The sequence below is a fragment of the Verruconatronum alginivorum genome (genome assembly GCF_056590205.1).
In genome coordinates, this window is record NZ_JBWPVQ010000001.1 from 5,343,768 (window position 1) to 5,356,192 (window position 12,425).

Annotated in this window: 9 protein-coding genes; 7 read left to right on the forward strand and 2 right to left on the reverse strand. The window is 57.8% G+C overall.

Annotated elements, in window-relative coordinates; all coding sequences use genetic code 11:
- Window positions 1-23: 23 nt before the first annotated feature.
- Complete coding sequence (locus ACWUI2_RS19535) at window positions 24-1,082, reverse strand: LacI family DNA-binding transcriptional regulator (protein WP_486984521.1); 1,059 nt, start codon at window positions 1,080-1,082, stop codon at window positions 24-26.
- A 163-nt stretch (window positions 1,083-1,245) separates the two neighbouring features.
- Between ACWUI2_RS19535 and ACWUI2_RS19540 the strand changes: the two genes are divergently transcribed.
- From ACWUI2_RS19540 to ACWUI2_RS19570, 7 genes are all read left to right on the forward strand, one after another.
- On the forward strand, window positions 1,246-1,998 hold the full coding sequence (locus ACWUI2_RS19540; RefSeq protein WP_486984522.1) for a prepilin-type N-terminal cleavage/methylation domain-containing protein: 753 nt from the start codon (window positions 1,246-1,248) through the stop codon (window positions 1,996-1,998).
- 55 nt (window positions 1,999-2,053) lie between these two features.
- Window positions 2,054-5,488, forward strand: a complete 3,435-nt coding sequence (locus ACWUI2_RS19545) for a LamG domain-containing protein (RefSeq protein WP_486984523.1) — start codon at window positions 2,054-2,056, stop codon at window positions 5,486-5,488.
- 21 nt (window positions 5,489-5,509) lie between these two features.
- Window positions 5,510-7,090, forward strand: a complete 1,581-nt coding sequence (locus ACWUI2_RS19550) for an N-acyl-D-amino-acid deacylase family protein (RefSeq protein WP_486984524.1) — start codon at window positions 5,510-5,512, stop codon at window positions 7,088-7,090.
- A gap of 96 nt (window positions 7,091-7,186) precedes the next feature.
- A complete protein-coding gene (locus tag ACWUI2_RS19555) occupies window positions 7,187-8,014 on the forward strand; it encodes a polysaccharide lyase (RefSeq protein ID WP_486984525.1) in 828 nt (275 codons plus the stop codon).
- Window positions 8,015-8,269: 255 nt separating this feature from the next.
- Window positions 8,270-9,907: an Ig-like domain-containing protein gene (locus ACWUI2_RS19560; RefSeq protein WP_486984526.1), complete on the forward strand. Its 1,638-nt coding sequence runs from the start codon at window positions 8,270-8,272 to the stop codon at window positions 9,905-9,907.
- A complete protein-coding gene (locus ACWUI2_RS19565) occupies window positions 9,908-11,023 on the forward strand; it encodes an ADP-ribosylglycohydrolase family protein (RefSeq protein ID WP_486984527.1) in 1,116 nt (371 codons plus the stop codon).
- Window positions 11,024-11,104: 81 nt separating this feature from the next.
- Window positions 11,105-11,566, forward strand: coding sequence for a CBS domain-containing protein (locus ACWUI2_RS19570; RefSeq protein ID WP_486984528.1), 462 nt, complete (start codon window positions 11,105-11,107; stop codon window positions 11,564-11,566).
- 80 nt (window positions 11,567-11,646) lie between these two features.
- Here the strand turns inward: ACWUI2_RS19570 and ACWUI2_RS19575 are convergent, their stop codons facing one another.
- Window positions 11,647-12,399 (reverse strand): zinc metalloprotease, encoded by a 753-nt coding sequence (locus ACWUI2_RS19575; protein WP_486984529.1) that lies wholly within the window; start codon window positions 12,397-12,399, stop codon window positions 11,647-11,649.
- Between the last annotated feature and the right edge of the window lie 26 nt (window positions 12,400-12,425).

A 12,425-nucleotide genomic window follows, 5' to 3' on the forward strand; every position in this document is an offset into this window, starting at 1 on the left:
GGTCGATGTATTAGGATTTTGGATTAACATTGAATTTTTCTTGGGTCGGTTCGGACCGTGGCCCCTTCGATCCAGTTGCCTTCGACCAGAACGACCTTGGGGGAAACGGGGATGCCGCGCATATTGTGATAGAGTTGTTCCGCCAGGAGTTCGACCGCGGCTTCGCCCATCAGCTCCGGGTTCTGGTCGACTCCTGTCGTATAGTGGTCGATTCGGTCCTTATTCACGCTGATGAAACCGATATCCTTCGGGACATCCATGCCGAGTTGGGTCAACCAGCCGAGAACTTGGCCCCGGGTTTTTGTGGTGGCGGTAAAAATCACATCGGGATGATGTCGTTGAATCCATTGGCGGAACTGGGCAAAGTCGAGAGTGTCCGGCATCAACATCGGTAGGCGGGGACGGTTGCCGGATTGGTTCTGAAAACCGAGGTAGGCCATTTCCCAATTGTAATCGACCCGTTCGTTATGGGCTCGCTCGATCACCAGCCCCATGCGTCGGTAGCCGAGAGCGGCCGCTCGTTCCATGGCGTTTCGCAGTGAATGAATGTGATGATTGGTGACCCGATGGAGTTGGGGAGACGTCACGCTATAGCCGATGGCGACCGACGCGAATTTCTCCCACTCCAGCGCGAGTTGATAGCCGGGCTTCGGAGCGGGTGCGATGATGATTCCCTGGACGTTACGCGTCCAGAGCATCTTGCTCATTCTCGCGGCGGACATCCTGGGTTGGCCGAGGCAAAATTCCCGCAAGGCGAAGCCGAGTTCCTTCGCCCGTTGCTCCGCCCCTTGAAACATTCGCTGAAAAAGCGGAATATCGCGCCATTCCTTGGGATTGGCGTGGGTGGTGAGAAAAGCGATTTCCACGGTTTCGGGACGTCGCTTGGTGTTGCGCAAGTTGGCCATGAGAGCGGAGACGAGCGGGTTGGCCTTGTAACCCATTTCCTCCGCGATCCGTGCCACCCGCTCCCGGGTGGCATTGGCGATCGCGGGATGATTCCGGAGAACTCGCGAGACCGTCATCCGTGAGACGCCGGCTCGATCCGCAATATCCTGCATACTGGCTCGTCGAAATGCTTGCATGATCGTGTTTCGTGCAACCATAGGCACAGCCGATGTTGTTTAGCAATTCCCTGTTACGTGTAACAGGATCGCATGTTTGCGCATTGGTTTTGATCACGGAAGACTGGATTGAAAGATCACGGTCCTTTCTTAAACCCGCCATCCTTATCAAAAATCAAAATCCATGAACGCCAATGAATCCAAAAGTTTAAGCGCGCGCCGATTGGTGCCTTCGGCTTTCACATTGATCGAATTGCTTACGGTGATCGCCATCATCGGGATCCTCGCGGCGATCTTGATTCCCGTCGTAAGCTCGGTGCGCGACAGCGCCCGCGCGGCGAAATGCACGAGCAATGTGCGCCAGACCGGCTTGCTGAAGCTGGCCATGGCCGAAGACAATAACTGGAATCTGGTCTCCCAGGTCGAGGGCACCGGAAGCCGGATGTGGCCTCAGCTGCTTTCCACCGGGGGGTATCAGTCCTTCGGCGAACGGGAGATCCTCTATTGTCCTTCGGTGCCGGCTCCTCCCAGTGCCTTCAGCGGGCAAGGCGCCTGGCATTGGCAGACATATGGCATGTTCATGATTCCGAATTTTCCTGCCTCGGGAATCGGCGCCTATACCACGGTCAGTGGAGGTTTCGGTCAACCGGGCATCCCGATGTTTGTTTTGAACGCGAACAGCGTCAGCGATCCTTCCTTGCAACCGGTCCTGTCTGATTCCATCCGTCTCTCGGACCGTTCCCAAGTCTTCCGAATCCGGGACCGGGATGGCAACAACAACGAAGGAGTTCGGCTGACCCATGGCAATCGCGCCAACATCTTTTTTCTCGATGGCCATGTCGAGGGCGCTGACAAGGCGCGACTCGCGCAACTGGGCATGAGGGCCGCCTACACGGCTGAGGGGCAAAGGGTGACGTTCGATGCCACCACTCCTTGATCCACCCGGTGAACCCTTCCTCCATAACTCCAACCTATCACCCATCTTTCTCTCTATGATGACAACCACCTCTATTCTTACCTCGTTCCCCACCAGGGTTTCGTTTCTGCGTCCGCTCGTTCGTCTTTTCGGAGTCTCCCTCCTGGCGGCCGGGACTCTTTCGCCTTCCCTTGCCGCGGAAGAAAACGGCGAGGAGCCATTAGATCCGCCGGTCGTGGATTTGCATTGGACAGGCGCGGCGGACTCGAATTTCGGGAACCCTGCCAACTGGGATCTCGGCGAAGCGCCGGGCCCTTATCATCGAGCGGTTTTCACCTTTGGAACGACCGCGACCATTCCTGCCGGCAGTGGCATTCAAATCGGCGGTCTGCTCTTCGATTCGCCCGATCCCGTCCGGATCGATGGTATCACTCAGCAAAATCGCCTCGGGATCAATTTCCGGAAAGATGTCACGGTGGCGCAGGGCCACCATGTCATCTTCGGAGCGAAGGTCGATAATAGCAATGGTGGCCTTCGGCTGATCGGCGCCCGCGACCGGCATTTTGATATCGCCAATGGAGGCTCGCTGACCCTCGACGTCAGGATCCGGCACAATACGGCCGATTTGACGGGCGACATCGAATCTGGGGCCGGCTCGGTCGCGCGGGAATTCTTTCTCCGGGGCGGCGGTTCGCTTACCCTGACCTCCGACAACGGGGGCAGCAATTCCTGGAACTTCAGCGAAGGGCTCTTCACTGTGGAGGAGGGGACCCTGGTCTTGGCGCACCCGCGCGCCACCGGGCAGGGTTCGAACAGTTTCACCGTGAGCGATGGGGCTACGTTGGAGAGTCAAAACGGCATTCAACTGGCCAGTGGAATTGTCAGTCTCAGCGGTCACGGGGTGAATCAAGCCGGTGCCTTGCGCCACACCGGCACGGACGGAACGATCAACTCGCACGCCACCGGGACGATTCGTCTTGTCGGAGACGCAAGCATCGGAGTGGACGATGGATTATTGGTCATCAACCGGGCGATCGTTGATGCCGGACAGGGGCGCCTATTCAAGGTCGGCACTGGAGGGCTGGTTCTGGATCCCACACCAGCCAGCACGTATGGCGGTGGCACCGTTATTGAAGATGGGATCGTCGTCGCCGCCAACGAACGTGCTCTCGGCTCGGGCTCGGTTATCGTGAAGGGTGGATTGCTTCGCTTGGAGGAGAACCTCGACCTCACCGGTGCGGGCAACGACGATTTCTACAGTCTCGTCTGGTATCCATCGGAGGGAAACGCCACTTCCTCCTCGTTACGGATACATCAAGGATTCGACGGTCCCGAGCTCGCCCCCTCGGTGGATTGGAAGGGACTCTTCCCCGACTACGAGAGCGAAGGTCAAAATGGTTTGGGGAATACCTACCGGCTGGAGGCGAGCGGAATTTATGATGAGGCTGGTGCCTTGACACTGACTTTTACCCTGACCGATGGCCAGGGTGGTGAGGGAACCATCTCTGCTGTCATCGAAGATCCAATACATGGAGACTTTTTTGGATTCGGGGGAATGCTCGATACCCAAGGGCTTCAAGGGACCTATAATCGCGAGTTCGACTTTCAAAATTTTGCCGTGAAGCTCGACGAGGAGCAGGTGACTGTGCTCGACTTCGACTTCGGGTCGGGCCCTTCGCAGGAAGACGGGGGAAATCTTTGGATCGAGCGTCCGGAGGATTTCGAACTCCAGACCGACGCCCTCCGCTATCGTGCCACCGCCAGCACTTTGAGCCCTGCCAGCGCGCGGGCCCAAGTGACAAACTACCAGCCTGGACAAGATTTTTTCCTGGAAGCGGATATGACATTGGTGAAGCTCGATTGGCCGGGGGAAAGCCGTGTCGGATTCACCGTTCTCGGCAACCCCTTGGGCTTGGGCCCCAAAAAGATTTATCTCGCGGGCGGTGCCTTGGAATTGGCTGAAGGCCTTGATTTTGCCGATGTCGTATCGGTGAGCGATATGGGTCACGGAACCACCGCCGAACTCCTGGATGGAACCGCACCGGCGGACGACACGCTCCTTTACGCCGAATGGTCGGCCGGGTCAGGGGAGTTCTTTTCAGATATCCTTCATCTTGCGATCGACGTTCCCGTGAACGAACTCACGAAACCGTCCGCACCGGTTTCCGGTTGGCTGTATGACAATGATGACTACACCGATTCGTTCGGTTCAAATCATGGGGCGAAATTCGGACCTGGATCGTCGGTGGCCGATGTTCCACCCAATTTTCCGGGGACATCCCTGGACCTGGTCGCTGGAACGTACGTTCAATACGGCGCTCCGGAATCACTCCAAATGCGGGAAAGTCTCACTGCGGCCGTTTGGGTGAAGACGACCCAAAACGCCGCCCTTCGTTACATCACCGGGCGGTGGGACACCACCGGCGACAACCGCGTTTGGGCGCTGATGGCCGATAACGGCCAATTGCGGGTGACAATATCGGAAGACGGAGCGTTTACCACCGGAAGCAGTCTGCTTTATCTTTCCAGTTTCACGATCAACGACGGTCAGTGGCGTCATCTCGCCTTCACTTGGGACGCCGGAGAGTTGAAGCTTTACGTCGATGGCCGGGAATTGACGGGCGTCGATCTCATCGTCGAGCGCGATGCCAATTTCACCGCCATGGCGGACCGACCGAACGCGAACCTGGTCGTCGGCCGGCGCAATGACGGAAGCGTCGCGGGCAGTCAGTTTCTCGGTCTTATGGCCGAAGCCGGCATGTGGAATACCGCCCTCACTGCCGACGAAATCGCCTGGCTCGCCCAAAATTCCATCGCCGGGCTTTCCTCGGCTCCATTGGCAGTCACCTCGGAAAACAATCACCCGCCCTTCGTCCTTTCCATGGAATACGCCTCCGCGACCACGCCCGAGCAGTTGGAAGATTTGACCATTTTCTACCGAGGCGACGGCGAATCCAACTTCGGGCCGATCGGGACTCAACTCGTCGGCTCGGACACGCCTTGGGCTGATGTCTACGCGACGCCCGGCCAATATGGAATCGATCCCGCCACCCGCACGATTTGGGTGGTCACCGACCATTACCACGGATCGTTCGCAATCAAGTCGACCACCGGCGCCACCCTCGGCCAGAGTTATGGTGAATGGGCGGATGCCGAGGGAATTCCCGCGGGGGAGCGGGATCCGTCGCTGGACCGGTTCGGCCGAGGCATTCCGAATCTAATCTCCTACGTCACCGGGATCTCCTCCTCGAATCCGGAAGGCGTCGGGATCCTGCAGTTCCTGGAGGGTGATGTCATGCGTTTCCAACTACCGTTGCGTGACGATATTCTGAATGCCGGTTTCTTCGTTTCCGTTTCCCGCGATCTCGTGGAGTGGGAGGCCGCGACCGGCTTGGAATGGAGTTCATCCGAACTTGACGCCGGTAGACTCCTGATGGACGGCAGCCTTCCGGTTGACGTTGAAGAAGAGGACCGCCTCTTTTTCCGCCTCGAGTTCTGGTTGGATGATTGATCCCGGAATCTGATAGTTTCAATGATCCATTATTTCACTGTGTGTATTTCCGCATTCGCTCTCACGGCAAGCTCTCCTCTCACCATTGCCGCCGCAACCGACCACTACGACCTCTTGATTCTGAACGGGCGGGTCCTCGACGGTTCGGGGAATCCGTGGATACGAGCCGATGTGGCTGTCACCGCTGATCGGATCGCGGCTATCGGTGATTTGTCCAGGGCTTCGGCGGAGCGAATCATCGATGCCGCCGGGCTTTATGTCTCGCCTGGTTTTATCGATACCCATTCACACGCCGCCGTGGGCTTGGGTGACGCTGGACGATCGCCCGCGCGGGCGCTGGTGGCACAGGGCATCACGAGCGTATTCGTCAATCCCGACGGGGCGGGCCCGGTCGATTTGGAAGACCAGGCGGCGAAATTCCTGGAACATGGGATCGGGGTCAACGTCGCTCAAATGGTGCCGCACGGTTCCGTTCGGGCCAGGGTGCTTGGACATCAGGACCGGCATGCGACCGATGAGGAACTCGATGAGATGCGCGCCCTTGTTCGTCGGGGAATGGAAGCGGGGGCATTCGCTCTGTCCTCCGGTCCTTTTTACACGCCCGGAAGTTTTGCTCCGACCAGTGAATTGATTGAACTCGCGAAAGTCGCGGCCGAATTCGGGGGGGCATACCAGAGTCATATCCGGGATGAATCCGACTATACCGTTGGCGTTGTCGCGGCGGTCGACGAAGTGATCGAGATCGCTGAAGTCGCAGGGCTTCCCGGCGTTGTGACGCACATCAAAGTGCTTGGCCCCCGGGTGTGGGGTTATTCGAACGCTATCGTGCATCGGATTGACCGGGCACGGGAACGGGGTATCGAGGTTTTCGCCGATCAATATCCCTACACGGCGTCGGCCACCTCGATGACCGCGGGCCTTATTTCCAGTTGGGCCCGGGAAGGGGGGAGGACCGGTCTTCTGAATCGAATGGAAGACCCGGACATCCGGGAGCAAATCCGAGTCGACATGTTGGACAACCTTGACCGGAGGGGAGGCGGAGAGCGCATTCGTATCTCCGCGTTTCAGGAGAAGCCGGAGTTGACCGGTCGCTTTCTTTCGGAGATCGCCGAAGGAAACGGCCGGTCCGAGGTCGACACGGCGTTGGAGCTGCTGGAAACCGGTAGCCCGGGGATGGTTTCCTTCAACATGCACGACAATGACGTCGAACTCTTCATGCAGCAACCTTGGACGATGACCGCGTCGGATGGTGGTCTGCCGGAGTTTGGTTCAGGCATGCCGCACCCCCGGAGTTACGGTGCTTTCCCTCGAAAGATCCGAAAGTATGTCAAGGAGAGGGAGGTGATCGATTTGGCCATGGCTATTCGGAGCATGACTCATCTTCCGGCGAGTGTTTACCGGGTCAAAGATCGGGGTCGTATCCGGGCGGGAGCGTTCGCCGATATTGTCGTATTCGATTTGGAAGCGATCAACGATCCCGCCGATTTTTCCAATCCGCACCAATACGCGGAAGGTATGGTTTATGTGTTGGTCAACGGAAACTTTGCTGTCGATGCCGGCGAATTCACCGATGGTCTCCACGGCCGCATGCTCCGGCGCTGACCTTCGCTTTCGCTTGCGGTGTTTCCCGAAAAGGATCTACTGTCACCGCCATCGGTGACGAGAATGAAAATGAACAACCCGAAACCACCGACTCGAATGAATCGATTTCCTATTCTCCGTGGACTTTCAACCCTGTCCGCCTTTTTTGCTTCGACCGTTCTCTCCGTCGCTTCCGAAGCGAGTCCCGTACTCTGGGAAAATTTCGGCGATTCCGGCCAAGGAGGACTCAGGGAGGCGTTGGAGCAACACCCTCTGTTGGACATCGTGGAAGGGGAGGGAGTCGACGGCGGTCCCGCGCTGCGAGCGACTTATCGAGGGTATGATCAAGGAAGCCGCCGTATTGTTGTGACGCATCCGATCGGCGTTTCGAGCAAGGAATTCACGTTGAGTTACGATGTCCGATTCGAAGAGGGTTTTCAGTTCACCGATGGGGGGAAGATGCATGGATTGGGGCCGGTGAGACGGGCGACCGGCGGCGCCGCGCCCGGACCGAAAGAATGGAGCGCGAGGATTAATTTTGCCCGGGACGGGGCAGTTCGAACCTATCTGTATCACCAGCGTCTTCCCGGGCGGTATGGACAAGGCCTCGGGGGCGGCGATTTTCGTTTCCAACCGGCGACTTACCATGCGGTAAGCTTGCACGTGAAGTTGAACGATCCGGTTGAAGAAAATAACGGTTTTGCTCGGATCTACATCGACGGGGAGTTGCGGGTTGACCACGACGAAATCCAGTTTCGGTCGGTTGACGATCCCGATTCGCTGATCAGTCATTTGCTCTTCTCCACGTTCCATGGCGGAAGCACGCCCCGCTGGGCTCCGCGAGACGAAGATGGAAACTACACCACCGTCTATGCCTGGTTCGACAACTTCGCCGTTTATTCCGGGGAAAAAATACGTTTCGCTCCGGGCGCCTGTTGGGAGTGATGGGAACCGCCCCGTTATCAATCGTTTGATCCAATGAACGTTTCCTTCGTGCCATTCCACTTCATACGACTCCTTTCGGTTTCGGGAGTCGCAATGGTATCCCTGTTCGCCGCATTTTCCTTGTGCCTTCCAGCCAGTGGGCAAGCTCCCGGAAACGCCTCATCCGGAATCGTTCCGAGTGAAGCCTCAGAGCTGGACCCGTATTTACGAAAATCCCTGACCCGCCATTTTCCATCGTTGGACACGGACGTGCCGGTGAGGATCTATTCAAAGGATCCGGCGGCGGGAAGTGGTGAAGGGGAGGGGCCATCTCAAATTATTTATGTGAAGAATCATGGTTACCCCAGGATCGGCCGAGAACCTGATCACACGATCCTGGCCGATTTTATCGCGGAAGGTTATCTGGTGGTCACCGTCGATTTCGAGGGAAATCCGGCGGCGGTCTCGCCTCGGTTCGATGGCGATCTTCTCGGGTTGTTCCAGGCGCTTCACGGGCATGAAACGGGTTCGTTGTTGGAGGGCACCGACCTTGAATTAAACCATGAACGACATTGGTTCGTTCCCGCTGGCAGTCGACTGGTTCGGGACATCGCTTACTTTGATCTCGCGAAACATGGCTCGCCAGGAACCAAGGAGCATGTATTGAAAGTTTGGAACACAAACGAGAACCTCAAGCGTTTCAGGCTACCGGAATTGGAGGACCCCGCCGATATGCGGAATCCGGATGGCTCGCCTCTCGATTGGGAGTTGCGGATGGATATCGTTTATCCCTCCGAACCGGATCGCGCTTTGCCGTTGATCGTTTTCGCCTCCTCGAATTCGACCCGGAGGTTTGCGCGGCTCACCCGCTTTCGGCCGCATATGATCGGATTCAAGATGCGCGGTTACGCTTTCGCCCACATTGATCATCCCTACAATCCCCTGGCTCGCCATTGGGCGTATGGCCATTTCGAAGACTTTTCGAATGGATATTCGTTGGCGCCGTGGAATGGAATGAAAGCCGATACCGCCGCGATTCGTTTCCTGCGCGAACACGCTGAGGAGTATGGGATCGATGGGACTCATATCGGAGTTTGGTCGGTCTCGAAATCGACCTACACGGTCGATATTCTAGCTAATCCCGACCATGTGACGATCGGCGAACGCCGGAGTTTTGAAGGTTTTTCCGGCGAATCATTGGAACCGCAACCTTGGCCGGGCCATTCCAGTGAAGTCAGTGCGGTGGCCTTGTTGAGTTCGCCCCGCCTGGAGGGAGTGGCGTCCAGTTACGTACCCACCCTCATCGGAGTGGGGCGGGCGGATCGATTCAATCATTGGCGGAGGTGGGTTCCGATTGTGGAAAAATACCGGGAGCACGACGTGAACCACCTGGCGCTATGGATGGAAGATGCCGGACACGATTTGCCGATGGGTTACAGTCCCTCGCTCAATGTTGACTTTTATGAGATTTCGCTGACGTTTTTTGATCAGTATTTGAAACCAGAGCAGCCGCCCGAGGTATTGTATGTGCTCCCGAAAGATGGCAGGCAGGAAGTCACGTTGGAAGGTCTTAGTCAAGCTCTCCCGGACAAAGATTTGCTTCCCGCGAACGCGCTCAACCGCGTCCCGTTCCTGGAACCGATCACCGTGCATTTCGGGCAACGAATGGATCCAGAAAGTATCCGCAACGGGGGAATTCGGATCATTCGAGACGCCGATGGTACACCCGTCCCGGGAACCTGGACCGCCCGGCGAGGCGACACTTTTTTTCAATTTAAGCCGGAGGGAGACCTCGCGCCCGCCACGCGATACCGCTTGGTTGTCACGGAGAAGGCTGTCAACCAACAGGGGCGGGGGGTCTCAAAAAAAACCAGCACCGTCTTCACGACGACGGCCGCGACGGATGCGGAATAAATGAAATCTGACCAGGAGCCATTGGACGGAGATTCGTCTCGTAATGACTTAAGCGACCGTGCGGCAGGTGCGGTGATGGGGGCGTTGATCGGCGACGCCTTGGGTTTAGGACCGCATTGGTATTATGACCTGGAGGAAATGCGGCGGGATTATGGTCACTGGATCAGCGGATACACTGATCCACGGCCCGATCGTTATCATGCGGGTTTGAAAGCCGGTCAACTCTCGCAGGCGGGGATCATCACCACGATGCTGTTGCGCTCCACGGTGGAGCATGACGGTTACAACGAGAAGGACTTTTGCCGGCGTCTCGACGAAGAATTGTTTCCTCAATTGGACGGCACCCCGATGGGTGGACCTGGCGGTTACACCAGCCAGTCGATCCGGGAAGCCTGGCGGCGTCGGGTGGAGCAGAAGAAATCCTGGAAGGAAACGGGTGGTCACGCCGATACGACTGAAGGCGCCGAGCGCGCCCTGGTGTTGGGCGCCAGGTATGCCGCCACCCCCGCCAAAGTGGCGGCGACGACGAGTGCGAATTGTATCCTGACGCAGGCCGATGAAGCCGTGGTGGCGATGACCACCGCCTATTGTTGCGTGCTGGCCATGTTGGTGCGTGGGGAGAAACTGGATACGACCATTTCGGACAAGCTGATGGATCTGGTGAAGAAAGGGGAACTCCCGTTTCATGCGGTCACCAGTGATAAGTTAGGCCCGCCGAAATCGGGAGATCCCGATCCGCCGCGAGCCGGCCGTTTCTCGTCGCCGGACGCGTTGTTGACCCCCTCTTATATCGCCGAAGCCGCCCTCGATCCTCAAATCCGGATCGAACCCTCCTGGAAGGTCTCGATTGTGTACGGGATGCCGTGCGCGATCTACCACCAGCTTCCGGCCGCGTATTACTTGGCCGCCCGATTCGGCGACGATTTTGAGTCAGCCGTGTTGCACGCGCTCAATGGCGGCGGTCAAAACCAGGCTCGGTGTATTCTGACGGGCGCATTGGTTGGCGCCCAGGTCGGCCTTTCCGGGATCCCGCAAAGGTTCCTTGACGGACTCGATCAATCCGCGGAACTGATCGCTCTCGCCCGCGAACTCGGGAAACAGGCCGCCCGCCGATAGAGTGTTCACCAACTCCTTCATTGATTTCTTCGGTTCGGGGGATTGACAGGATCGGGTCAGGTCGGCATACTGTTCATTATTATGCAACTACCTCTTTCAGTTATCCTTGAAGGAAAAGATCGGGGCGAATTGTTCTCGGTAAAACCCGATGCGACCGTCTTGGAAGCGGTTCAATTGATGAACCGGGAACGGATCGGATCGGTTTTGGTTTGTAAAGGCGGATGTGATGGCGGAGGCGCGGTCGGCATTTTCACTGAACGCGACGTTTTGGTGCGCGTGGTGGCCGCCGGTCGTGATCCGGCCACCACCGGTGTCTCTGAAGTTATGACCCGGCCGTTTGTCGCGGTGCGGATTTCAACCACGATCGAAGAAGCGATGCGGGTCATCACCCAAAAGCGGTGCCGTCATATTCCCGTGCAAGACGAGAACGACGAGATCGTCGGATTGATTTCGATCGGGGATTTGACCCGCTGGATCGTTCGGGACCAGGAGAACCGTATCGAAGGGCTGTTCGATTACATTTCCGGGGCTTATCCGGTTTAATCGACCGGGTCTCCTTCCTTCAACCGGGCGAGCGCTCCGATTGGTCGGTGCGCTCGGATGTTTTTTTTGTCCCTGAGCGGTCAGTTTTCCGGGGAAGGTCGAATTGTTGGTTTGGCCAGAGCGGTTGCATGGAGAAGGAGTCCCCCAAGGACGAGCAAGAGAATACCCGCCGCCGGCGCACCGGTGGCCAGAAGGAGGATGCCGCCGACGATGAGGAGGCCTGTCACGATTTTTGCTGAGACGAGGGCGATTCGGGTCGCGCGGGTCCACCCCTTTTTCCCCGCCAGGGCGGCGCGGAGGAAGCGGCCTCCGTCCAACGGATAACCGGGGAGCAGATAAAAGACCAGGATGCCGAAATGCCCGAATGCGAGCAGGAAGGCCGGTGAGATGAAGTGAAGGGTCGGGCGCTCGCCGAATCCGGCGGCGAAGAGCGAAAGGGTGAGAATACCGAGGAGAAGGGTCGCCGTGAGATGGACCACGGCGAGAATCGTTTCGGCGCCCCGACGGGCGCCTTCAATCCGGGTGATGAGGATGGGGCCGAAGAGAAAGAGGGCGTAGGCCTCGATCGGGACTCGCATCACCCGGGCGCAAAGTGCCAGGAGCGCGCCCCGCAGCGAGGCGGAGAGGATCAGGCCGAAGACGGCGAGCAAGCTCATCAGCCAGTAGGACGTTCCCGGGAGTTCCGGAGCCAAAATGGGAAACAATACCAGGGCCAGAACGGCGACCAGAGGGAGAAGCAGGATCGCTGAAATCAAGTCGATCCGCACGGTGGGGAAACGCGGCAGTCCGATGGAGAGGCGGGAGACGATCGGTTTTTGGGAAGGATCCTTCATGTTGACTGACGCGGTTCTACGCTGCG